We start from the raw sequence: 23,790 nt of genomic DNA on the forward strand, positions 1-23,790 counted from the left end.
TGTTGCTATGGGATTTTAAAAGCTGAATGGCCAAATATTAAATCGACAATTTTTAAAACCTATTAATTGGTATGTTGCAGCGTTTTATTCTTTTCTTTTAAAATAGCCAGTTGCTTTTCTAAAAATGTAATGGCCTGTTCGGTTTTATGACTTGACTTTGATGCGATATCTTTTAATTCTTTTTTTAGTGCATCTTTTCCAGAAGAGGCAGCTTTTGACAAATCTTCTTTAACTTCAGTGAAATCTTCAACAAATTGATTTTTAACAACTTTACCTTCTTTCTTTAATTTATCGCGTGTATTTTTCCCTTTATCTGGTGCCAGTAAAACTCCTACAGCTGCTCCAGCTAATACACCTAAAATTATTGCTCCTTTATGAATCATAACGTTTTTATTTATTTTTATTAAACTTGTTCAACTAGTATGTAGTATTATTTACATTTTTGTTACAAAAAATCTAAAAATCAAGTAGTTAAAAATAAATTTTATAATAGTTAGTTAACCAAATTCGAGACAATGGCTTTTACCGGAAGGATTTTTTTGGTATGTTCTATACTAGGGCCAGCTACCCAAACTGTTTTGTAAGTTGCTTTTTTAGCTGCATTTTCTGTGGCTTTCATTCCAATTGAAAAACGCACCATTTTAACCCATTTTTTAAGTTTCCTATTTTTATTCAGAAGGTTTTCAAGCCAAGTTGCTTTTGTTCCGATCTTTTGAACGTAAGGCGTATTAATAACTGTACAAGGTGTTCCTGAAATACGTTCAGTCATAATAATATCTTCAGCTCCATAATCAACACAAGCTTGCTTGTATTCTTCGGTTACACCTGCTTCAATTGAAGCTATAAAAGGGCTTCCAACTGAGACACCTTCAGCGCCATAACCAAGCATCTCATCAATATCTGCTTTACAACCTACACCTCCTGCTGAAATCACTGGGATAGATAAATTATCGTTTAAATGTTTGATTAATTCCTCTGGAGACATATTTCCTCGATGTCCACCTGCTTCATTATTTACAGCTATTGCTGCGTCTGCTCCTAAACTTTCAACTTTCTTTGCAAATTTTAAATCAGTAACATCACAAAACACTTTTATTCCAGCTGCATGAGCCTGATTTATGGTTTCTTCAGGACTACCTAAAGAGGTAATAATAAAATCACAGCCTTCATCACATAACACCTCCAACTGATTCTTATATTTAATATTAGATTTATTAACTATTAAATTAAAACCAAAAGAACCTCCTTCTACTTTAGCTTCTTTTAATTCTTTAATAGCTGAACGTAATTCGTCTAACGTTCTATAATTTAGTGCAGGAATACATCCAGCAATACCTGCATTCATAGCTTCTTTAACCATAGCCACATTAGAAACTAAAAACATTGGTGCTTGAATGATTGGGTATTTTATGTTTAAAAGCTGAGTTAGTTTTGTAGATATCATACTATGAATTTTTGTAAAGATAAAAAAAATACTATGCATGCATAATTAAGTTTCTGTATAAAATTCATAGCACAAAATCAAAAAAAGAACAGATATATATTTCTCAATATCTTTTGATAATGATATATTAGCAATCTTAACTATGATTTATGATTAAAAATACTTTCAGTGTTATACTTTGCTTAACACTTTCTCTTACTGCTTATTCTCAAAAAAGAATTGAACCAACTACTGATGATATTTCCTTAGCTAATAGTCTTAAAGAGCAATATCCAGATGATAATGTTGCTTTAGTTACTAGTAAAGATCATGTGACTTTTGGTTTCAATAAACGTGCAGGAAAAGTTACTGTAATGCATGAAGTGAATGAGAATATGATAAATATTGATTCACGTGCAGATATTCAAATCTATAATTTCTATGATGGTGAATCGACCATTGAAGAATTTGAAATTAGATATCGAAATCAAAAAGAGGCTAGTTTTTATGTTAAAGATGAAGCCTATACTAGTGATGACTTATTTCATAATGACAGTCGTGTAAAATATGTAACTATTGACTTCCCATTGAAAGGGTATCGTTATTTGACTTCAATTCATAAGAAATACAAAGACATTAAATATTTCACTAAACTCTATTTTAATGGTGAATATCCAGCCCAAAAAAAAACAATTCGTGTTGAAGTTCCAAATTGGTTAGATATTGAGCTTAAAGAATTGAACTTTGAAGGTTACGAAATCGAGAAAAAAGTGACTCCAAACGAAAAAGGTAATGGTGAAATTTACACCTACACTCTTAACGATGCTCCAGCAATGTATGATGAAAATGCAGCTCCAGGACCAACATATATTTATCCACATGTATTGATTTTAGCTAAGTCTTATACATACAACGATAAGACAGTTAATATTTTTAAGGACACACAAGACCTTTATAATTGGTATAAATCTCTAGTGAATAGTCTAGAAAATGATAACACACCAATTAAAGATAAGGTAAAAGAACTTACTGAAAACGTGAGCTCTGACGAAGAAAAAATTAAAAACATCTACTATTGGGTTCAAGATAACATTCGCTATATCGCTTTTGAAGATGGTATCGCAGGATTTAAACCTGATGAAGCTGCAAATGTATTTACGAAACGTTATGGCGATTGTAAAGGCATGGCAAATCTTACCAAACAAATGTTAATTGAAGCCGGATTTGATGCGCGCTTAACATGGATTGGTACAAAGCGTATTGCATACGACTACTCTACGCCAAACCTATCTGTAGATAATCATATGATTTGTACACTATTTAAAGATGGAAAAACCATATTTTTAGATGGCACTGAAAAGTTTAATGCCTATGGAGAATATGCCAACAGAATTCAAGGTAAACAAGTTTTAATTGAAAACGGAGATGATTTTATTTTAGAATATGTGCCTACTTCTGAAGCTAAATTTAACAAGGAACAATTTGATTATAGCTTAACACTTTCTGAAGATAACATTATTGGTAAGGTTGATAAAATTTTTAATGGTGAAAGTCGATCTAGCCTACTCTACTATTTCAATAGTTTAAAAAATGACAAAAAAGATGAATTCTTAGAGTATTACCTTAATAAAGGGAACAGCAATATAAAGGTATCAAACATCGAAACTTCAGATCTTAAAAATCGTGATGAAAATATAAATATTGCATATAATGTTGATGTTAAAAATGCAGTATCATCATTTGACAATCAAGTATACATAGACCTTGATTTTGATAAAGAATTATCAAATTTCATTTTAGAAGAGCGTAAAACAGATTATATATTCAATACAAAAAGAGATTTAGAATCTACTACACGATTAGAGATTCCTCAAGGTTACAATATTTCGCATTTACCAGAAAACATTTCTGTTGACAATGACAATTTTAATATGAGCGTCAATTTTTCAAAAGAGAATAATGTAATCGTTTACAAAAAGCAATTCCAAATTAAACATGCTAAAATTGAAACTTCAGATTTTAAAGAATGGAATGGTTTTATCAAAAAACTAGATGCCTTATACAGCGAGCAAATTATCCTAACTAAAGACTAACACCATTATATATGAATTCTAAATATCTATCATTATTCGTTCTACTTATTACATCAACTATTTTTGCACAATCAAAAGAAGAATTAGCTGCTAAAGATTTTTTTTGGGGAGCAAATGATGCCTATAAAAATGTTACTGATATTCCTCAAGAATGGTCTAATGAATCTGCAGTAATTATATACAAAAATGAGAACTACGATTTTCATAAGTTTGGTAAAAATGTTACGTATACAACATCTGTTAGAAAGCGTATTAAATTGTTAGACAAAGCTGCTGTTGAAGAGTTTTCAGAATTTGCTTTTATTAAGCGTTTCAGGTCCTCTAAAGGACGTTTTTCATGGAAGAAAAAAGGAGACACTTATGTTGGTGTTAAAATCATTAAACCAGATGGTAGTGTTACCGAAATTGATGTAGAAAAAGATGCTATTGAAGTAGATGGAGAAACTAAACTAGCCATATCTAATCTTGAAGTTGGAGATATTATAGATTATTACTCGTATAAGAATGAACCTTTTAAAAGTACTTATGCTTTTGGTTTTGAGCCAGTTGAAACAAGTTTAAATGAAGAGTACCCAATAATGGATTTCAAATTATTCTTCGAAACTGAAAATGATTTCTTTATCAATTTTAAGTCTTTTAATGGTGCTCCAGAATTAAAAGTAATTCCTACTGAAAAGAAAAACATGAGACGCTATGAGCTAAGTGAATCTAATATTCCTAAGCGTGAATATACACGTTGGTTTTATCCATTAGTAGAATTACCAACTTATAAATTCCAAGTATATTTTGCACGTTCAGGAAAATTTGAAGATCGAGCTTTGGCCTTCCTACCTGAAAAAGAAGATATAATAAAGACTAGTGTATCTCAAGATGAAGTTTTAGACTTATATGACAGTCGATTTAAACCAAATGGCGATGTAGGTGATGTAAAATCATTTTTTAAAGGAAAAACATTCAGTTCAGATTCTGAAAAAGTAACTGCTGCATATTATTACATGAGACATTATTATCTAACGCGTTACATGGAAGCTTTTTATGCTCGTGAATCTAGTATTTCTAGTTACCCATTTATGGTCTATGGAAATAATGTTGTTTTTATTCAAAATCAAAAACAATTTATTAGACATTTTGCGGAGTTTTTGAAGCGTCAAAAAATTGATTATAGCATTGTTGTTGGTAAAAAACGATACGATGGAAGTATTGATGAATTGCTTCTTGAACGTAATTTAAATGTTATGGTGAAAGTCAAAACAGCAGAACCACTATACGCTCAGTTTTTTAGTCCTCATACAAACATCAATGAGTTTTCACCTTTAATGGAAGATACAGATGTACTACTATTGTCTTCAGAAAAGAACAAAAAAAGGATTGATAAAATTGATCGTGGAACTTTACCAACTTCAAGTTATGAAGATAATGAAACAAAAAAAGAGATGATTGTTAGTCTAAATGATGATTTTTCTGGGTTATCTATGACAGCTGTTAATAGTTATAAAGGTCATCAAAAATCTGATCAACAATATGACAGATTACTATTTAGTGATTATGTATTTGAAGATTATGAAAAATATGGCACTGAATCTTGGATAGAAATGACAAGAGGAAAGAAAAACAAAATTAAGTATCAGAAAGAAATGGATGCCTTAATTGAAAAGTTGAAAACGAAACAAAAAGAGCGTTTTGAAGGTAGCGCAAATGGAGAATATGGCGTTGAAGATATTGAAGATTATACTTACATTATTAATAATAATGGACGCTATGCTCATGATAGTTATTTTACTTTTACTGAAAGTTTTACAGCTAAAAATGCCTTGATAAAAAAAGCAGGACCTAATTATATTTTTGAAATTGGAAAATTAATTGGTGGACAAATAGATTTGGAAGAAAAAGAAAGACAACGTACTGAAAATGTATATCTACCAAACCCAAGAGTTTTTAACTACACCATCACATTTAATATTCCTGAAGGCTATACTGTTGCAGGTCTAGATAAACTAAACAAAAATGTGGACAATTCAACTGGAGCTTTTATCAGTACTGCAAAAATTGAAGGAAATCAATTATTAGTTACCACCTCTAAACGTTATAAAAATTATTATGAACCAAATAGTAATTGGTCAAAAATGATTTTATTTTTAGATGAAGCCAATCAATTTACAAATGAGAAAGTGTTACTAAAAAAATTATAAAATTTATCTATACTTACTCAATCTATAAGGTTTTGTCATATAGTACGCTACGATAATATTTGGCACCCACGATAACCAAGCTAACACTCTGTAAGCCATTATGTAGCTGTCAAAAAAGGACATTAATATTGGTTGCCAAAACCTTAAAGTAACAGCTGAAAAACAGGCAGCATAACTGTATATCATGAATATTTGATATTTCCTTTTGCTACCATTTTTTATTTCTAGAAACGCTCTAAATGTTGAAAAGATCCAGATAAAAGCTAAGATTGAAAATCCTATTGTTGAAACCATTCCGCCTGTTGCATGATAAGCTAAATAAAGAGCTGAAAACCCACTAAATATTACAGATATCAAATAAACTGTAAATAAGTTGCCATGTAAATTTTTATTGTTTTTTCTAAATTTTTCAATAAATTGAGTCCAACCAATTAACAACGCAAGACCTCCAAGAGAAATGTGAGCATAAAATGAAATATTCCACAATCCGTTACCTAATAATAAATTACTTTTTGTTTTTAATATCCCAAAATTAGTGTCAATCATAAAATACAAAGCTGGATATAGACCAACTATAATGCATAATGAAACAAAAATTATATAACCGAGTTTTTTTGTCATTGTATTAAAACTATAATGCGTTATCAATAATATCTTTCACCACTTCTGGGTTTAAAAGCGTACTAGTATCTCCTAAACTTTTTGTGTCTTTACCTGCTATTTTTCGTAAAATACGTCGCATTATTTTACCACTCCGTGTTTTTGGTAAACCCTTTGTAAATTGAATTTTATCCAACTTTGCAATTGGACCAATTTGTTCGGTAATAATTTGATTGATTTCCTGACGCAAATTATCCTGATTTCGGTTTTCGCCAATATCTTTAAGTGTGACAAATCCATATAAAGCATTTCCTTTTATATCATGAGGAAAACCAACAATAGCACTTTCTGCAACTGCTTGATGTTCATTTATAGTATCCTCAATTGGTGCTGTCCCTAAATTATGTCCAGAAACAATAATAACATCATCTACTCTACCTGTAATTCTATAATAACCAACTTCATCACGCAAAGCTCCATCACCTGTAAAATACATGTTTTTGAATGCTGAAAAATAAGTGTCCTTGTATCGTTGATGATTTCCCCAAATAGTTCGGGCAATACTTGGCCAAGGAAACTTAATACATAAGCGTCCATCAACTTGATTACCTAAGATTTCTTGTCCGTGTTCATCCATCAATGCAGGCTGAATTCCTATAAACGGGAGTGTAGCATACGTAGGTTTGGTTGGTGTGACATAAGGTATAGGTGTAATCATTATTCCACCATTTTCAGTTTGAAACCAAGTATCAACAATTGGTGCTTGGTTTTTACCAATATTGTCATCATACCAATGCCAAGCTTCTTCATTTATGGGTTCTCCAACGGTTCCTAACACTTTAAGCGATGATAAATCATACCCTTCAACATGACCAACACCTTCTTTTGCCAAAGCTCTTATTGCTGTTGGAGCAGTATAAAATTGGTTGACTTTATGCTTATCTACGATTTCCCAAAAGCGTCCGAAGTTTGGATAACTAGGAACTCCTTCAAATAAAACAGAAGTTGCACCATTACAAAGCGGTCCGTAAATGATATAACTATGTCCTGTAATCCAACCGACATCTGCACTACACCAAAACACATCATTTTCAGTATAGTTAAATACATTCTTGAATGTATACGCTGTATATACCATATAACCAGCAGTAGTATGAAGCATTCCTTTGGGTTGACCTGTAGATCCAGACGTATATAAAATAAATAAAGGATCTTCAGCATCCATAATCTCGGGTTCACAATCATCAGAAGCTTTATCTAATAAAGGTTGTAACCATTGATCTCGATTTTCTTTCATTTCAATTTCTGAAGAAATCCGTTTTACAACTAATACTGATTCAACATCATCACATATGTTTAAAGCATCATCTACAATACCTTTCAAATCAATTGTTTTTGCGCCACGATATGATCCGTCACTCGTAATCACCATTTTACAGTCACAATCTTTAATTCTTGTTGCTAATGCTGTTGATGAGAATCCAGCAAATACAACAGAATGCACTGCTCCTATTCTTGCACAAGCTAAAACAGTATAGACTAATTCAGGTATCATTGGTAAATAGATACACACACGATCTCCTTTTTTTACACCATTAGCTTTTAGTACATTAGACATTTTACAAACCATCTTATGCAATTCTTTATAAGTGATTGGTAACGATGACTCCTCAGGATTATTAGGCTCAAATAAAATAGCTGTTTTATCTCCTCTGGTTAATAAATGTCTATCTAAGCAATTCTCAGTAATATTGAGTTTCGCTCCTTCAAACCATTTAATTTCTGGTTTTGTAAAGTCCCAGCTCAAAACATTTGACCATTTTTTTCGCCACATAAAATGTTCTTCAGCAATTTCTGCCCAAAATACTTCAGGATTTCTAATCGATTTTCGATAAACTTGATAGTATTCTTCTAAATGTTTTATATGATAGTTACTCATAGGTGATTGATTAGAGTCTCAATTTAACAATTATTAGAAAAAAAAAGATACATATTCTAAGATTTAATGCGTGATCTATAGGCTTTTATTTCTTTTACAACTTTTGGCGCTAGTAAAATTGTTGCAAGCATAGTAGGAATGGCCATAAATGCAAAAATACCATCTATAAAATTTATCATTGTACTAAACGAAGTTGTAGCTGCCAAAATAATACTCAATATATACAGGTAGTTATAGTAATGTTTTTTGCTTGCTCCAATTAAAAAAGACATACATTTTGTGCCGTAATATGCATATGAAAACAGAGAAGAAATACTAAAGACAAACACACAAACCATAAGAAAATATTGTCCGTATTTAGGTATTGCATTTTGAAAAGCAGAAGCTGTTAAGGTCACACCATTATTTGAGGTCGTTTCCCAAACACCTGTAACTAAAATGGCTAAAGCAGTGAGAGTACAAACAATTAAAGTATCAATTACTGGTCCGAGCATTGCAACCAATCCTTCACGTACTGGTTCATCAGTTTTTGCTGCACCATGAGCCATTGGTGCAGTTCCAATTCCTGCTTCGTTTGAAAATGCACCACGTTTAATTCCTAAGAGTATTAAGGCTCCTAACATTCCTCCTAATACTTTATCGCCTTTAATAAATTCAGCAGAAAATGCATCTGTAAAAATCATGATAAAATATTTAGGAACCAGAGCGTAATTAATTCCTAAAATAATTAGTACTAAAATAAAATACAGAATGACCATTGATGGCACTAATTTAGATGCAATATTACTAATTCGTTTTAAACCTCCTAAAATAACTATTGAGGTTAATATCACTAATACTGCGGCAATAATCAAATTAGACGTCAAGCTAACTTCCACTCCATTCGGAATTAAAATAATATCATTTATAGCTTGTTTTAATTGATTGACATTAACAACTGGTAATGCGCCTAACATACCAAAGGCTGAAAACATAACTGCAAGAAATTTCCAATTTTTACCTAAACCTTCAGTAATAAAGTACATTGGTCCGCCTTGCAACTCACCATTACTATCTTTACCTCTATACATAATGGCTAAAGTTGATGTAAAGAATTTTGTACTCATACCAACAATAGCACTTATCCACATCCAAAACATAGCACCAGGACCACCAACTGATATGGCTAGAGCAACACCTGCTATATTTCCCATACCAATTGTAGATGATAATGCAGTAGTTAAAGCTTTAAAATGACTTATTTCTCCTGGATCATTAGGATCATCATATTTGCCTCGAAGCACTTGAATTGCATGACCAAAAAAACGAAATGGCAAAAAGCGTGAAATAATTAATAAATATAATCCTCCTCCAATTAGCAAAATAATTAATGGAATTCCCCAAGCCAGAGATGAGAATTTTTCAGAAAGCATATTGATTTGTTCCATAATTAGAATAAAATATAGCTCTAAGATATTATTTTACGTTAAGGAAATCATTAAAAATAAAGTATCTTTCAGCTATAAATTATTTTTATTGAAAAAACTAGCCACTCTAAGTCTTGTCTTCTTATATTTCTTGAGCTTTAGTCAAGAATCAAATAGAATTACTAATAATTTTATAATCACTCCTGAAGTATTGATTGGAATTACTGGAGAATCAAATTCAGAATTTCCAGATAGATCCTTACAGAAGCAACTATTAGTCAATTTTGGTTGGGATCATAAAAACAATAACCAAGAATGGGCAAAACGACTTAAATACCCTAGAACAGGATTAAGTATAGGTTATACCGATTTTGGTAATAATGATAAATTAGGACAGGCATTTTCATTATTACCATTTATAGAATTCAATGCTTTTAAAAAAGAACGATTTAAAGTCCATATTGGAACTGGTGTTTCCTATTTTAATACACAATATGATTTTGAAGACAATTTTTTCAATATGGCAGTTTCTACAGATTTAACATGGTCATTTAGATTATTTGGTTACTATAATTTATTTCCAACTGAGACTATAGATTGGCGAATTGGTATAGGATATGCTCATCATTCAAATGGTCACACACGTTTACCTAATCAAGGCTATAATTCCTTTTTATTTAGTGTATCAGCTGATCTCAAGTCAAACTCTAATACTCATATTGAAAATAACCTGAATGCATTGACTTTTCAAAATAGTATTTCTGACTACTATATTTTGAATTTTGGAACAGGTTTAAATGCCCTTTCTGAAACATTTGATGATAAAAAAGAAGTGTACACCATATCTGGTGAATATGGCAAAATCATTAATAATACCTTTAAACTTGGTATTGGTTTTTATTACAGGTTTTACCAAAATTACTATGATTATATCAAAAACAATGAATCTCTTGTTCAAGAGGGTAGAGATTTTGATTACTTAAGAGACAATCCATTTTGGAATGCTACAAATATTGCATTAACAGTGAATGGCGAAATATTAATGAATCACATTGGAATTGATGTACAATTTGGTTTTAATATTCATAAACCTGCATATCGAATAGACTGGACATTAAATCAAGGTTATGGGATTGTTCCTAAAACGATTCCTGAAAATCATGGAACAATTTACGGTTTAGGTGAATTAGACACTTATTATGAATTAAAACGATTGATTTCAGGGCGATTTGGAATTAAATATTATCTAATTGGTACAGACAAAAAATCAAATCATGATTTTTATGTAGGGACATTTATCAATTCAAATTTTGGTCAAGCAGACTTTACTGAATTGAGCTTTGGTTTTATAAAAACGTTTAATTTTAAAGAACGATAGGATTCTAACTTATGCCCTTCTATTTTCTGACCATTTGGCTTCATCAGTATCTAATTGTGAAAATCGAGCAATTAGAAGAGGTATTAAAATACAAATAATACCGATGATGGACTTTATATTAAAGTCGACCATAAAATTCATTGCAATCAGATATAATCCACAAATTATAAAAGTGAAGTTGGTTAACTTTTTTTTCCAAATAAAACCAGCAAAAGCATAAGAAAATCCGATGATAGTGAACATTGATGTATTTAATATTTGGTTTGTTTCATCACTATAATTAAGGAACCAATTTGATATTTTACCAAACAAAATTATCACAACTATTACTCTAAAAACTATAAAAGCTATTTTTTTAAGTTTCATTATTAAGATTTATTCTTCAGCGACAATTTTAACCTTCAATGTTTTAAAATCTTGAGATTTTTTATTGTCTAAGATGATGTGTTCGATAAAAAATATATGAACAACATCACCAGTTTTTAAATTTTCAGCAATGACTTTAGATTCGAAATTAAGTGCTGTTCCTATGACTTGAATTGATGGTTGATCTCTAAATTTAATTCTAAAATTCTCAATTTTAAAAGATTTGTTTCCAAAGACTTCAGTACAATTAAAACTTAATTCATTTGAGACTAATTGATCAATAGTTAATTCAAACGTACATGGCGCATTATTATTTAATAAGTCTTTAGAATTTTCATTTTGGGCGAATGAAAAACAAGAAAACGTCAATAGTAAAAATAAGATTCTCATGAGTGGTTAGGGTTTTGTTTATTTATACTTAAGCGAAAGCTAATTAGGTTTTATTTCGTTTCTTGTCGCAATATTTTATCCATTTTGCGACCTCTAGCTAATTCATCATACAACTTATCTAAATATCTGCATTGTCTATACAATTCAAATTCATCTTCTATGTCTTCAATACGATAACCACAAACTACACCTTTAATCAAATGAGCATTGGGATTCAATTCTGCATTTTGAAAGAATGTTTCAAAAGTTGCTTTTTCATCAATCAATTTTTGTATTTTCTCTTCATCATACCCAGTTAGCCATTCAATCACTTGGTGGAATTCTGCTTTCGTTCTACCGTTTTTCTCTAACCTATTTATGTAATGAGGATAAACAGATGCAAATGTCATTTTAGCAATTTTTTCGTTTTTTTCAGCTGTAACTTTCATTTTAAATGGTTTTAAACTCCTAAATAATTAATCTAAGGTGCTCTTAATAATTTTGTTGTTGATAACTAAGATAACAAATAAAGATAAATTTATTATTAAGAAACTCTAAAAAAAGAATTGATAACCAATAGATTACTATTGTTAGAAATGCATTATTGTTTGGTACATTTATCAGCTAATTTATAATAATAACGCATATTATTTTTCTTATGCGCGTTTTTAACTGTCGACTCAGAGGTGAATTCACTACAAGCCTTGAAATATTCAGTTAACTGTTGAAGGCTAAACTTGTTAGAAGTTGCAGTACTATTAAATCTAAAAACTGAAATATTTGTATTGGGCAAAGTGATATGAGTTTGTCCACCGTTTTTACCTGTTTTAACAAACGAGTAAAAATCAGCAGTTTTACCATGGTAACGTAATGTTGCTAATCCAATATTTTCTTTGTCACTATTGAAAAGTACTTTGTAGTAAGTGATGTAAGTTTCAATATTGAATTCATCTGGATTTTCACTTTGCTGAAGCATGTTTTGGTAAACTTCAGAAGAGGTATTACGCTTAAGTTCTTTGAGTTGCTTTACGATTAATTCAGGTGGCGCTTGAATAATATTATCAATATCTGAAATTTTATATGACGTACAATCTTTATATTTTTTCCCTTGACATAATTTAACGTTATCATTGAATGTAATTCCTCGAGAGCCATTTAACTTTAATGTTCCTGTAAGAACAGTTCCATCCACAAATACTATCTTATCCTCTGTTGGAATGTTGTCTTGAGCACAAATACTAACAACATTAAAAAGTAGTATCTGAGTTATAAGATAAATACGTAATTTCATAATTGTCATTTAAGAATATTTGTCATAAAAATTTAAGAGCAAGTTCATTTATTCAAATACTTCAACACATTGGCTTCTATCCTACTTTGAATATCAGACACATCTGCTTTCACAAAGGTTTCTCCCATAATGTTCTCGTAGAGTTCTATATAACGTTCGCTAACAGTTTCTATATATGCATCGCTCATTTCAGGTACTGTTTGTCCTTCAAGACCTTGAAAATTATTGGAAATCAACCACTGTCTTACAAACTCTTTAGACAATTGTTTTTGTGGTTCATTATTATCCTGACGGTCTTGATAACCGTCAGCATAGAAATAACGTGAAGAATCTGGAGTATGAATTTCATCAATTAGGACAATTCTTCCGTCTTTAGTTTTACCAAATTCATACTTGGTATCCACGAGAATTAATCCTCTTGAAGCTGCTATTTCAGTTCCTCTTTGGAATAATTTACGTGTATAATCTTCTAAGACCAAATAATCGTCTTCAGAAACAATACCTTTTTTAAGAATGTCTTCTCGAGAAATATCCTCATCATGATCACCCATTTCGGCTTTGGTTGCTGGCGTAATAATTGGTTCTGGAAACTTATCGTTTTCTTTCATGCCTTCAGGCATTTCGATACCACATAATAATCGTCGTCCAGCTTTATATTCTCGAGCTGCGTGACCAGACATATAACCACGAATTACCATTTCGACTTTAAAAGGGTTGCATAAATATCCGACAGCCACATTTGGATCTGGTGTTGCAGTTAACCAATTCGGTACTAAATCTTCGGTCGCTTTCATCATGCTAGTTGCAATCTGATTCAAGATTTGACCTTTATACGGAATTCCTTTCGGCATGACCACATCAAACGCAGATAAGCGGTCAGTTGCAATCATGACAAGTTCTTCGTCATTTATGTTGTACACTTCTCTTACTTTTCCTTTGTAAACGCTCTTTTGTTTTGGAAAATTAAAGTTAGATGCTGTAATGGTGTGTTTTTGATTTGCCACGAATGAACAATTTTGATATTATATAAATTCCCTAGCCCAGATTGAAGCGACATCCTTTTTTACCATTAAAAGCAAAAAAGATATAGCGGAAAGCTGGAATAAGCTCCTAAAAAAATTAATCTCTATTTTCTATACTTTTATAAGCCTCAATAACCTTTTTAACTAATTTATGACGAATGACATCTTTATCATCGAGATAAATCATACCAATACCCTCGACGTTTTTGAGTACTAAAAGGGCTTCTTTTAAACCAGAAATAGTACGTCGTGGTAAATCGACCTGACCAGGATCACCAGTTAATAGGAACTTAGCACTTTTACCCATACGTGTTAAAAACATTTTCATTTGGGCATGCGTGGTATTTTGACCTTCATCTAAAATTACAACGGCATTATCTAATGTCCGTCCACGCATAAACGCTAAAGGAGCAATTTGAATGGTTCCGTTTTCGATAAAGCTAGCCAATTTTTCTGCTGGAATCATGTCACGAAGTGCATCATACAAAGGCTGCATGTATGGATCTAATTTTTCTTTTAAATCACCTGGAAGAAATCCTAAATTCTCACCAGCTTCTACAGCTGGACGTGTGAGTATAATTCGTTTAACTTCTTTGTTTTTTAAAGCTCGAACCGCTAATGCAACTCCTGTATAGGTTTTACCAGTTCCAGCAGGACCAATAGCGAATACCATATCATTTTTACGCATACTTTCAACCAGTTTGCGTTGGTTAACCGTTTGCGCTTTAATCATCTTGCCATTTACACCATGAACAATGACTTCTCCACTTTGGGCAGAGGTTGTATAATCATCACTACTCTGACTAGTTAACACACGTTCAATTACGTTTTCATCGATCTTATTATACTTGCCAAAATGAACCATTAGCATTTCCATACGACGATCAAACTCTTCTAAAAGATTCTCATCTCCATAAGCTTTTATTTTATTACCTCTAGCAACAATTTTCAGTTTTGGGAAGTATTCTTTTAATATTTTTATGTTGGCATTTTGAGCTCCAAAAAATTCTTTAGGAGTAATTTCTTCTAGTTCTAAAATAAGTTCATTCAAAAGCTATTCTATTTATAAATTAATCTGTTTTCTTTTATTAGTTTTGTGATGAGAGAAAATGAAGCTCATTTCATATCATCTTAACCAAAAATAACTAAACTATTTAATTCATAAGGTTTCTGTTGGATTAAAATAATGATTAGTTTTTAACAGTTTTGCTTATGAATGATAGTGCGCTTTTATTTATAAACTATTTTTTACAATTCATTTATGGCAATCATCACGTTAACAACCGATTTTGGCGAAAAAGACCACTTTGCTGGTGCCATAAAAGGTGCTATTTACAGCGAGTTACAAGATGTAAAAATTGTTGATATCTCACATTCAGTTGCGCCTTTTAATGTTCCAGAAGCTGCTTACATAATTCAGAATGCATATAGTAGTTTTCCCAAAGGTACAATCCATATGATCGGGATTGACTCTGAACTCAATCCAGAGAACAAACACATAGCAGTTCAATTAGATGATCATTACTTTATTTGTGCTAATAATGGCATTATGAGTATGATATGCAGAGATATTGCTCCTCAAAAAATTGTAGAAATAAACATTCATGATCGCGTAGCTACTAGTTTTCCTGTTTTAGATGTATTTGTGAATGTGGCCTGTCATATTGCTCGTGGAGGTACGCTTGAAATTATTGGAAAAGTTATTGACACCATTAAGCCTATTAAAAATTTGATTCCGTTTGTAAATGATGAAAAAAATCAAATTATTGGTAGTGTTATCTACATTGATAATTATGGAAATGTAGTTACAAATATTAAACGTGGCTTTTTTGAATTGATTCAGAAAACCCGTAATTATGAAATTTCTGCACGAAATTATAAATTTAAGCATATCTATGATAAGTATAGTGATGCCATAAATTTTGATATTCCTGAAGAAAAGCGATATGATGCAGGAAAAGGTTTAGTCGTATTTAATTCTTCAGATTATCTGGAAATTGCAGTTTATAAAAGTGATTCAAATACAGTTGGTAGCGCCTCAAGTTTAATGGGATTAAAACTAAGAGATACTGTTACTATAAATTTTGTTGCCATACCAGTAACACCCAAAGGAAAAGAAATATTAGAACGATAACTTATGTTTGTGAGAATTGTAAAAATGGGATTTGAACCATCAAAAATTGATGCGTTTCTAGCAGATTTTGAGATTGTGAAGCATAAAATTAGAGCTTTTGAAGGGTGTCAATTTTTAGAACTCTATCGTGATAAACACAATACAAACATCTTTTTTACGTATAGTTATTGGACATCAGAAACTAATTTAGAACATTATAGAAACTCCGACTTGTTTAAAAATGTATGGGCAAAAACAAAACCATTATTTAACACAAAACCAGAAGCTTGGAGTGTAGATAAAATAGTTTCACTAAAATAAAAATTGAATTATATTAATAGTAACGTTTAACTTTTTAAATCAACCAAATGTTTGCCATTTTAAAAAAAGAAATTAATACCTTTTTTGCTTCACCAATTGGTTATTTGGTTATTGCTGTGTTTTTATTGCTCAATGGTTTATTTCTTTGGCTCTTTAAAGGTCAGTTTAATATTCTAGATAATGGGTTTGCTGATTTATCAACTTTCTTTTTACTCACACCATGGATTCTAATTTTCTTAGTACCAGCAGTAACTATGAGAAGTTTTGCTGATGAAAAAAAACAAGGCACTTTAGAGTTATTGTTAACCAAACCCATTAGTCATTTAAATATTGTTTTCGGAAAATACTTTGGTGCATTGGTCTTAATTATTTTAGCTTTAATACCAACGTTATTATATGTGTATACAATTTCAAAACTAGGCAATCCTGAAGGTAACTTAGATGTTGGAAGTGTAATGGGTTCGTATTTCGGACTCTTATTTTTGGCTGCAGCTTATACTTCAATTGGTGTGTTTGCTTCAAGTCTTTCAGATAACCAAATTGTTGCTTTTATAATTGCTGTTTTTATTTGCTTCTTTTTCTATTTCGGATTTGAAGGCTTAGCAAATTACAAGATATTTGGAGATGCATTTTATATTGAAAAACTAGGTATGGAATCTCATTTTAAAAGTATTAGTCGTGGTGTTTTAGATACCAGAGATATTATTTACTTTTTAAGTATTTCTGCCTTATTTATAACATTGACAACATTAAATATAAAACGTGCTAGTTCATGATTATCACTTCGTCGTTAGTTATTTTAATGTGTTTTGTGTTTGTATTTGTTTTTCTGTTTGTAAACACAATAGACAAACGTAAATGGTTAACCTTTATAATTAGTATAGTAATTACGCCTTTTGTTTATTTTTATATGGTGTATCCAATGATTAATATTTTTAGTAATTATCATCATCAGAAATATTTTTCAGCAAAATTATGGAAAGAGTATCCCGAGTTGCGTTATGAAATTTCTGATAATATGCTAGCTTCTGAAGTTTTAATTGGAAGTTCAAAAACGCAAATCGATTCACTCTTGGGTGATTTTGAATGGTTAGGGTGGGATGACACCTTAAAAAAGCATGACAACAATAAATGGAATTATAGTTTAGGAATAGAACCTGGTGCTTTTAACACTGAAAAAGAATGTATTGAAATTGTTTTTAAAGATGATAAAGCAACACAAATAACTCCTTTTAAAGAAGCGATAAAATTTAATGATAAAGAATAAAAAACATATTATAACAATTGGTGTCACTTTGATTGTCATTATCGTCATTAATTTGATTTCCAATCAAGTATACAAACGTTTCGATTTAACAAAAGACAGGCGTTACACACTTTCTGAAGAAGCCAAGCAAACCTTAACTTCGGTTGATGCACCACTAATTGTGGATGTATTTTTAGAAGGAGATTTTCCAACAGAATTTAGAAGACTTCGTGATGAAACGCGTCAGATTCTTGAAGAATATGCCATATCAAATAGTAATTTAATCTTCAATTTTATTAACCCTCTCGAAGATGAAACAACACGACAACGCAATATTCAGCAATTAGCGCAACGAGGTATGCAACCGTTTCAAATTACGGTTCAAGAAAATGGTAAAACATCACAAGAAGTAGTGATTCCTTGGGCTCTTGCAAGCTATAATGAACAAACAGTCATTGTTCCATTAATCAAAAACAAAATAGGCGCTACAGATCAAGAACTTGTTAATGGCTCTATTCAAAATTTGGAATATATTTTTGCTGAATCCTTTAAAAAGCTAGTCAATCCTAAAGCCAAAAAAATTGCTGTCTTAAGAGGTAACGAGCAACTAAGTGATGCCTATATTGCAGATTTTCTTAAAAAGCTTGGTGAACATTATTTTTTAGCACCTTTCACACTCGACAGTGTTGCTAATAATCCTCAAAAAACATTAAAAGATATTAATTCCTATGATTTAATTATTTCGGCTAAACCCATGCAACCATTTTCTGAAGAAGAAAAATATGTACTTGATCAATATACGATGAATGGAGGAAAAAGCATCTGGCTTACTGAAGCTATTGTGATGGATCAAGATAGTTTATATAGTAATTCTGGAAAAGCTGTAGCCATTATGAAAGATTTGAATCTCACAGATTTTTTCTTTAAATATGGTGTGCGTATTAATCCAGTTATGGTAAATGACCTCTACTCTGCTCCAATAACTCTAGCTATTGGTGAAGGTAGCAATGCGCAGTTTCAACCTGTACAATGGCCATATTCACCATTAGCTGCAAATAATCCAAATCATCCTATTACTACAAATATTAATCCTGTTCGTTTTGATTTTGCAAGTCAAATTGATACGCTTAAAAATTCAGTAGATAAGACTATTCTATTAAGAAGTTCTAAATTAACTAAACTTGTTGGAGTTCCTAATGAAGTAGATTTAGAAATTGTAACTAAAGAACCAGACCCAAAAACCTATACAGATCCTTATCAATCTTTAGCAGTTTTATTAGAAGGCGAATTTACTTCAGTTTATAAAAACAGAGTAAAACCATTTCAATTACCAAATGATAAGATTAGTAGTAAGTCTACTAAAATGATTGTCATTGCAGATGGCGATGTGATCAAAAATGATGTAGTTAAAGGCAAACCTCAAGAACTTGGTTTTGATCGTATGACAGGACGACGTTTTGGTAACTCTGAATTTCTTCAGAATGCTGTTAACTATTTATTAAATGATGACGGACTCATAAATATTAGAACAAAGGATGTTGCTCTTCAGTTTTTAGACCCTCAAAAAATTGAAAAAGAAAAAACCATATGGCAAATCATTAATATCATTTTACCTATAGTTATTCTAGGGTTATTCGGTTTTGTATTCAGCTATTTAAGGAAAAGAAAGTACACTTAATTTAAGTGTAAATTATCGTAATAAATGCCTTATAAATAGTTAAAGATTAGCTGTTAATAAAAATGTATAAATAAGGCTTAATATTATCAGTTAATAAAATATATTTGTTGTTCAATTCTATTATATAAATCACACATGAAATTTATAGTATCCAGTACATATTTACTTAAACAATTACAAGTATTAGGTGGTGTTATCAATAATTCAAATACACTTCCAATTTTAGATAATTTTCTTTTTGAATTAAAAGATTCAAAACTTACTGTATCTGCGAGCGATCTTGAAACTACAATGTCTTCTACTTTAGATGTTGAAAGTGATGAAGATGGAAGCATTGCTTTACCTGCTCGTTTACTTTTAGATACCTTAAAAACATTTCCTGAACAACCTTTAACGTTTGTTGTTGAAGACAATAACACTGTTGAAATTAGCTCTAATCATGGTAAATATGCTTTAGCTTATGCTGATGGGAATGAATTTCCTAAGGCTGTAGAGCTTGATAATCCAAGTACAACAACTATTGCTGGAGATATTTTAGCGACTGCGATTAGCAAAACTATTTTTGCTGCTGGAAATGATGATTTACGCCCAGTAATGAGTGGTGTATTTTTTCAGTTTTCTACAGAAGGACTAACTTTTGTTGCAACTGATGCTCACAAATTGGTTAAATATACTCGTGAAGATGTAAAAGCGGATCAAGTTGCTGAATTTATCATGCCAAAAAAACCACTGAATCTTTTAAAAGGAATCTTAGCTACAAGCGATGATCCTTTAACAATTGAGTATAATGATTCTAATGCTAAGTTTACATTTGAAAACTCAGTATTAGTTTGTCGTTTAATTGATGGAAAGTATCCAAACTATGAAGCGGTTATTCCAAAAGAAAATCCGAATAAATTAACAATTGATAGAACACAGTTTTTAAACTCTGTTCGTCGTGTAAGTATTTTCTCTAACAAAACAACACATCAGATCCGTTTAAAAATCGCAGGATCAGAATTAAATATTTCTGCTGAAGATATTGATTACTCAAATAAAGCTGAAGAACGTTTAACTTGTGATTATCAAGGTGATGATATGCAAATTGGATTTAATTCTCGTTTCTTAACTGAAATGTTAAACAATCTAAATGCAGATAATGTTCAGTTAGAAATGAGCTTACCAAATAGAGCTGGAATTTTAACACCTATTGATGGTTTAGACGAAGGTGAACAAGTCACAATGTTAGTAATGCCTGTGATGTTAAACAACTAAGGAAATATAGTTTAGAAAATAAAAAACGCGCACTTTTTACAGTGCGCGTTTTTAGTTTATAATTTTATGGATTCATTAACTCAAATTGTTTTAGGTGCAGCTGTAGGAGAAGCAGTTTTAGGTAAAAAAATTGGTAACAAGGCCTTACTTTATGGTGCAATTGCAGGAACCATTCCTGACTTAGACATATTTGCTTCTTATGTTACTGATACGGTCTCTGCCCTATCTATCCATCGTGGTTTTACACATTCTATTATATTTTCTATTCTTTTAGCTCCATTTTTTGGTTGGATAGTATCACGCTACGAAACGTATAGAGACTTTAAAGATTGGTCTTGGTTATTTTTCTGGGCATTTATAACACATCCTATTTTAGATGCTCATACAACTTGGGGAACGCAGCTATTTTGGCCATTAGATATAAGGTTGGCTTTTAAAACTATTTTTGTAATCGATCCACTTTACACCTTACCCTTTTTAATATTTTTAATACTTGTAATAGCTAAAAAACGAACCTCCAAAAAACGTCGTTTTTATAATCGCTTAGGTTTGACTGTTAGTTCTATCTATTTAATACTCACTATTTTTTTAAAATGGTTTGTATTTTCCAAATTTGAATCTGCTTTAAAAAATCAGCAAATAAATTATATCCAATTAGACACGAGACCATCACCTTTAAACACAATCCTTTGGAGTGCAAATGTAGAAACTAAAGACTCATATCTATTGGGTAATTATTCTTTATTAGACACACAAGCAATCACTTTTAAAACATTTCAAAAAAACCATGAACTATTAGGAAGTCTTTCTGAAACTAAACCAGTTAAAAAAATGATTAAAATATCTGAGGGTTGGTATACGATTATTAAAAAGGGCGAAAATCTGTATTTTAACGATTTACGATTTGGAACCATGAGTATTGACTCAAATTCTGAAGATTTTGTATTTCAATACAAAATAGAAGTTGATAATTCAGGTAAAATTGACTTTATTGAACAAGAAAAGAATAAACAAGACGGAAAAAAATTAATGCGTGATTTATGGTATCGAATTAAAGGGAATTAAAATACGATTGATTAAAACATAAAAAAACGCATATTAAAAATATGCGTTTTTATTTATCTCTATATAAAATAACTAACTAATAAAATTAAGAGATAAAGGATATCTTGGTGTTTCGCCATGACTTGCACGTACAGCATTTATTATTGGATATACAAATGATAATAAACATAAAGCTATTAATCCGAAAATTCCAATAAGAATAAATACCAACGGAATACAAATCAAGCTGTATATTAACATGCTTAATTGAAAATTGACAATCCGTTTTCCTTGTTCGTCCATTTTGTAAACATTATCTTTTTGAGTTGACCAAATAATTAACGGTATTATAAGTCCGCCAAAACCTGTTATAAAGGTAAGCAGTTGGCTCAGATGTGTTAATACTATAAGTTGATTGTCTTGTCGCATTGTCTTGTGATTGATTTGATTGATTACACTTGTTTGACGCAAGAATTTTAAAAATGTTACAACTTAAATTATTTAATAATCAATTTTTTAATCGTTGTTTTATATTCTGATATAATTTTCACTAGATAAAGTCCAGAATTCAAATTAAGTTGAAGTTCAACTGAATTATTAATACTACTATGCAACACTTTTTCACCTAGAATATTAAAGATCTCAACTTCACTGTTTTCTTTTATACCTTTAAAATTAATGGTATTATGAGTCGGATTTGGATACATCTCTAAACTCATAGTTTCAACTTCTGAAACACTAAAAGTATCATCGACCTCAAATGTTGCACTAGCAATTGTTGTATTTCCACAGGAATCAGATAACTCAAAATTAACCAAAACCGATTGCGGACAAGAAATTGTTAAAGGAGCATCATGGTTTAAAATAGTAGTCCCACAAGTATCTGTTCCTGAAAAACTCTCTAACCAAGTTTCATAAGTTACTTGATAATCTACATCACAACCTACAGTTTGATCACTTGGCAAATTGTTCCAAATTGGAGTTGTAGTATCGTCTAAAAAAAGCGTTGCAGTAAGTGTATTAAAATTACCAGAATTATCAGCTATTACATAAGTCACAGTAATATCTCCACTTTGACCACAATTAATACTTAGATTGTTAAAATCATAATCAGATGTAATTGTAGCATTAATATTATCTGGACATGTTTCAAGTGAAAGGATATTGCTCATATTCCAATCTGCAGCAAGCGTTTCATTATTAGAACTAGAACATTCAATTGCTACATTAAAAACATTACAATCCAACCCAAAAGTGTGAGAAAAACACAAAAGAGAAAAACTTATTAAAAATATTGCCTTTAAATTATATTTAGGATTGCATTTAATCATATCAATACTCGGTTTATTTAAAGATATCTAATTGAAAACTGACACACAAAAAAAGAACATGTTCTTTTATCTAATTACTAATTTCTTTATAATAGTTTTTTGTCCTGAAATTATTTTTACCATGTAAAGTCCAGATTTTATATCGAAGTCAATACGTTTTCCATTCTTAATAGATCTTGATAAAACTTTTTGTCCAGTTATATTAAAGACTTCTATTTTACTATCCAAATTCAGTCCTTTTACATAAATGTATTTTTTTGTTGGATTAGGAAACAGTTTAATCTCATTTTCAAAAACATCTGAAACATGTAATGTACCATCCACTATGAACGTTGCTGTTGATAAAGATATATTTCCACAAGCATCAGTCAATTCAAAAGTAACTTCTATATTATCTGGACATGATACTGTTGAAGGTGCATTATGAATTACAAATGGAATACTACAGTTATCTGTCCCTGAAAAACTATTTAACCAATCGTTATAGGCTATTTGATAATCAATATTACAATTCACTGTTACATCAACTGGAGATAGATCCCAAATTGGACTTACTAAATCTTCAACTGTTATGGTTTGAATATGAATTGTTTCATTATCACATTCATCAGTGGCTGTCCAAGTTCTGGTAATTGTATAATCTCCTGAACAAGCACCTGGAGTAGTTGCTTCACTAAAATCTACTGTAGCTATTCCGCAAGAATCACTTGCTGTTAATGTCTCTGCT

Annotated in this window: 24 protein-coding genes; 10 read left to right on the forward strand and 14 right to left on the reverse strand. The window is 30.8% G+C overall.

Annotated features, from left to right (window positions below; genetic code table 11):
* Positions 1-62: 62 nt before the first annotated feature.
* Positions 63-383: a YtxH domain-containing protein gene (locus AB8B90_RS04815; protein ID WP_405334204.1), complete on the reverse strand. Its 321-nt coding sequence runs from the start codon at positions 381-383 to the stop codon at positions 63-65.
* Between the two features lie 110 nt (positions 384-493).
* A complete protein-coding gene (locus AB8B90_RS04820; protein ID WP_405334254.1) occupies positions 494-1,441 on the reverse strand; it encodes an NAD(P)H-dependent flavin oxidoreductase in 948 nt (315 codons plus the stop codon).
* 152 nt (positions 1,442-1,593) lie between these two features.
* Between AB8B90_RS04820 and AB8B90_RS04825 the strand changes: the two genes are divergently transcribed.
* Entirely contained in the window at positions 1,594-3,516 is a 1,923-nt protein-coding gene (locus tag AB8B90_RS04825; protein ID WP_405334206.1) for a transglutaminase family protein, read from the forward strand.
* A gap of 11 nt (positions 3,517-3,527) precedes the next feature.
* Positions 3,528-5,705: a DUF3857 domain-containing protein gene (locus AB8B90_RS04830; protein WP_405334208.1), complete on the forward strand. Its 2,178-nt coding sequence runs from the start codon at positions 3,528-3,530 to the stop codon at positions 5,703-5,705.
* A 3-nt stretch (positions 5,706-5,708) separates the two neighbouring features.
* Here AB8B90_RS04830 and AB8B90_RS04835 read toward each other — a convergent pair whose 3' ends face one another.
* Genes AB8B90_RS04835 through AB8B90_RS04845 form a run of 3 tightly spaced genes read right to left on the reverse strand, consistent with a single transcriptional unit; the run spans position 5,709 to position 9,671 of the window.
* Entirely contained in the window at positions 5,709-6,326 is a 618-nt protein-coding gene (locus AB8B90_RS04835) for a DUF2306 domain-containing protein (RefSeq protein WP_405334210.1), read from the reverse strand.
* A 10-nt stretch (positions 6,327-6,336) separates the two neighbouring features.
* A complete protein-coding gene (acs, locus tag AB8B90_RS04840) occupies positions 6,337-8,244 on the reverse strand; it encodes an acetate--CoA ligase (protein ID WP_405334212.1) in 1,908 nt (635 codons plus the stop codon).
* A 56-nt stretch (positions 8,245-8,300) separates the two neighbouring features.
* On the reverse strand, positions 8,301-9,671 hold the full coding sequence (locus AB8B90_RS04845) for an alanine/glycine:cation symporter family protein (protein WP_405334214.1): 1,371 nt from the start codon (positions 9,669-9,671) through the stop codon (positions 8,301-8,303).
* A gap of 88 nt (positions 9,672-9,759) precedes the next feature.
* Between AB8B90_RS04845 and AB8B90_RS04850 the strand changes: the two genes are divergently transcribed.
* On the forward strand, positions 9,760-11,028 hold the full coding sequence (locus AB8B90_RS04850; RefSeq protein ID WP_405334216.1) for an acyloxyacyl hydrolase: 1,269 nt from the start codon (positions 9,760-9,762) through the stop codon (positions 11,026-11,028).
* A gap of 9 nt (positions 11,029-11,037) precedes the next feature.
* Here AB8B90_RS04850 and AB8B90_RS04855 read toward each other — a convergent pair whose 3' ends face one another.
* From AB8B90_RS04855 to AB8B90_RS04880, 6 genes are all read right to left on the reverse strand, one after another.
* Complete coding sequence (locus AB8B90_RS04855) at positions 11,038-11,394, reverse strand: hypothetical protein (RefSeq protein WP_405334218.1); 357 nt, start codon at positions 11,392-11,394, stop codon at positions 11,038-11,040.
* Positions 11,395-11,403: 9 nt separating this feature from the next.
* Positions 11,404-11,784: a hypothetical protein gene (locus tag AB8B90_RS04860; RefSeq protein ID WP_405334220.1), complete on the reverse strand. Its 381-nt coding sequence runs from the start codon at positions 11,782-11,784 to the stop codon at positions 11,404-11,406.
* A 50-nt stretch (positions 11,785-11,834) separates the two neighbouring features.
* On the reverse strand, positions 11,835-12,212 hold the full coding sequence (locus AB8B90_RS04865; RefSeq protein ID WP_405334222.1) for a DUF2200 domain-containing protein: 378 nt from the start codon (positions 12,210-12,212) through the stop codon (positions 11,835-11,837).
* Between the two features lie 152 nt (positions 12,213-12,364).
* Positions 12,365-13,054, reverse strand: coding sequence for a hypothetical protein (locus AB8B90_RS04870; RefSeq protein WP_405334224.1), 690 nt, complete (start codon positions 13,052-13,054; stop codon positions 12,365-12,367).
* Positions 13,055-13,098: 44 nt separating this feature from the next.
* The gene (locus AB8B90_RS04875) at positions 13,099-14,058 is read right to left on the reverse strand and encodes a phosphoribosylaminoimidazolesuccinocarboxamide synthase (RefSeq protein WP_405334227.1); all 960 of its coding nucleotides are present in this window, start codon (positions 14,056-14,058) and stop codon (positions 13,099-13,101) included.
* A gap of 115 nt (positions 14,059-14,173) precedes the next feature.
* Positions 14,174-15,127, reverse strand: coding sequence for a PhoH family protein (locus tag AB8B90_RS04880; protein WP_405334229.1), 954 nt, complete (start codon positions 15,125-15,127; stop codon positions 14,174-14,176).
* A 210-nt stretch (positions 15,128-15,337) separates the two neighbouring features.
* Between AB8B90_RS04880 and AB8B90_RS04885 the strand changes: the two genes are divergently transcribed.
* From AB8B90_RS04885 to AB8B90_RS04915, 7 genes are all read left to right on the forward strand, one after another.
* The gene (locus tag AB8B90_RS04885) at positions 15,338-16,210 is read left to right on the forward strand and encodes an S-adenosyl-l-methionine hydroxide adenosyltransferase family protein (RefSeq protein WP_405334231.1); all 873 of its coding nucleotides are present in this window, start codon (positions 15,338-15,340) and stop codon (positions 16,208-16,210) included.
* A gap of 3 nt (positions 16,211-16,213) precedes the next feature.
* Positions 16,214-16,510, forward strand: a complete 297-nt coding sequence (locus AB8B90_RS04890) for a putative quinol monooxygenase (RefSeq protein ID WP_405334233.1) — start codon at positions 16,214-16,216, stop codon at positions 16,508-16,510.
* A 47-nt stretch (positions 16,511-16,557) separates the two neighbouring features.
* Positions 16,558-17,286 (forward strand): gliding motility-associated ABC transporter permease subunit GldF, encoded by a 729-nt coding sequence (gene gldF / locus AB8B90_RS04895; RefSeq protein WP_405334235.1) that lies wholly within the window; start codon positions 16,558-16,560, stop codon positions 17,284-17,286.
* Positions 17,283-17,777 (forward strand): hypothetical protein, encoded by a 495-nt coding sequence (locus tag AB8B90_RS04900; RefSeq protein ID WP_405334237.1) that lies wholly within the window; start codon positions 17,283-17,285, stop codon positions 17,775-17,777. Before gldF ends, AB8B90_RS04900 begins: the two co-directional genes overlap by 4 nt.
* Positions 17,764-19,434 (forward strand): gliding motility-associated ABC transporter substrate-binding protein GldG, encoded by a 1,671-nt coding sequence (gene gldG, locus AB8B90_RS04905; RefSeq protein ID WP_405334241.1) that lies wholly within the window; start codon positions 17,764-17,766, stop codon positions 19,432-19,434. Before AB8B90_RS04900 ends, gldG begins: the two co-directional genes overlap by 14 nt.
* Positions 19,435-19,569: 135 nt before the next feature.
* Positions 19,570-20,688 carry a DNA polymerase III subunit beta gene (gene dnaN, locus AB8B90_RS04910; protein ID WP_405334244.1) on the forward strand — a complete coding sequence of 373 codons (1,119 nt, stop codon included), beginning with the start codon at positions 19,570-19,572 and terminating at the stop codon, positions 20,686-20,688.
* Between the two features lie 66 nt (positions 20,689-20,754).
* Positions 20,755-21,753 (forward strand): metal-dependent hydrolase, encoded by a 999-nt coding sequence (locus AB8B90_RS04915; protein ID WP_405334246.1) that lies wholly within the window; start codon positions 20,755-20,757, stop codon positions 21,751-21,753.
* A 72-nt stretch (positions 21,754-21,825) separates the two neighbouring features.
* Here AB8B90_RS04915 and AB8B90_RS04920 read toward each other — a convergent pair whose 3' ends face one another.
* The 3 genes from AB8B90_RS04920 to AB8B90_RS04930 all read right to left on the reverse strand — a co-directional run.
* On the reverse strand, positions 21,826-22,161 hold the full coding sequence (locus tag AB8B90_RS04920; protein WP_405334248.1) for a DUF4870 domain-containing protein: 336 nt from the start codon (positions 22,159-22,161) through the stop codon (positions 21,826-21,828).
* A gap of 68 nt (positions 22,162-22,229) precedes the next feature.
* Positions 22,230-23,003, reverse strand: a complete 774-nt coding sequence (locus AB8B90_RS04925) for a T9SS type A sorting domain-containing protein (RefSeq protein WP_405334250.1) — start codon at positions 23,001-23,003, stop codon at positions 22,230-22,232.
* 126 nt (positions 23,004-23,129) lie between these two features.
* On the reverse strand, positions 23,130-23,790 hold a 661-nt coding region (locus AB8B90_RS04930; protein ID WP_405334252.1), incomplete at its 5' end, for a T9SS type A sorting domain-containing protein.

Origin of the sequence: Psychroserpens sp. (assembly GCF_045105015.1) — a bacterium.
Lineage (GTDB): Bacteria > Bacteroidota > Bacteroidia > Flavobacteriales > Flavobacteriaceae > Psychroserpens.

Coding starts and splice junctions, on each gene's coding strand:
- AB8B90_RS04815 (WP_405334204.1), bottom strand. CDS start 383: ATGATTCATAAAGGAGCAATAATTTTAGGTGTATTAGCTGGAGCAGCT.
- AB8B90_RS04825 (WP_405334206.1), top strand. CDS start 1,594: ATGATTAAAAATACTTTCAGTGTTATACTTTGCTTAACACTTTCTCTT.
- AB8B90_RS04830 (WP_405334208.1), top strand. CDS start 3,528: ATGAATTCTAAATATCTATCATTATTCGTTCTACTTATTACATCAACT.
- AB8B90_RS04835 (WP_405334210.1), bottom strand. CDS start 6,326: ATGACAAAAAAACTCGGTTATATAATTTTTGTTTCATTATGCATTATA.
- acs (WP_405334212.1), bottom strand. CDS start 8,244: ATGAGTAACTATCATATAAAACATTTAGAAGAATACTATCAAGTTTAT.
- AB8B90_RS04845 (WP_405334214.1), bottom strand. CDS start 9,671: ATGGAACAAATCAATATGCTTTCTGAAAAATTCTCATCTCTGGCTTGG.
- AB8B90_RS04855 (WP_405334218.1), bottom strand. CDS start 11,394: ATGAAACTTAAAAAAATAGCTTTTATAGTTTTTAGAGTAATAGTTGTG.
- AB8B90_RS04860 (WP_405334220.1), bottom strand. CDS start 11,784: ATGAGAATCTTATTTTTACTATTGACGTTTTCTTGTTTTTCATTCGCC.
- AB8B90_RS04865 (WP_405334222.1), bottom strand. CDS start 12,212: ATGAAAGTTACAGCTGAAAAAAACGAAAAAATTGCTAAAATGACATTT.
- AB8B90_RS04870 (WP_405334224.1), bottom strand. CDS start 13,054: ATGAAATTACGTATTTATCTTATAACTCAGATACTACTTTTTAATGTT.
- AB8B90_RS04885 (WP_405334231.1), top strand. CDS start 15,338: ATGGCAATCATCACGTTAACAACCGATTTTGGCGAAAAAGACCACTTT.
- AB8B90_RS04890 (WP_405334233.1), top strand. CDS start 16,214: ATGTTTGTGAGAATTGTAAAAATGGGATTTGAACCATCAAAAATTGAT.
- gldF (WP_405334235.1), top strand. CDS start 16,558: ATGTTTGCCATTTTAAAAAAAGAAATTAATACCTTTTTTGCTTCACCA.
- AB8B90_RS04900 (WP_405334237.1), top strand. CDS start 17,283: ATGATTATCACTTCGTCGTTAGTTATTTTAATGTGTTTTGTGTTTGTA.
- gldG (WP_405334241.1), top strand. CDS start 17,764: ATGATAAAGAATAAAAAACATATTATAACAATTGGTGTCACTTTGATT.
- dnaN (WP_405334244.1), top strand. CDS start 19,570: ATGAAATTTATAGTATCCAGTACATATTTACTTAAACAATTACAAGTA.
- AB8B90_RS04915 (WP_405334246.1), top strand. CDS start 20,755: ATGGATTCATTAACTCAAATTGTTTTAGGTGCAGCTGTAGGAGAAGCA.
- AB8B90_RS04920 (WP_405334248.1), bottom strand. CDS start 22,161: ATGCGACAAGACAATCAACTTATAGTATTAACACATCTGAGCCAACTG.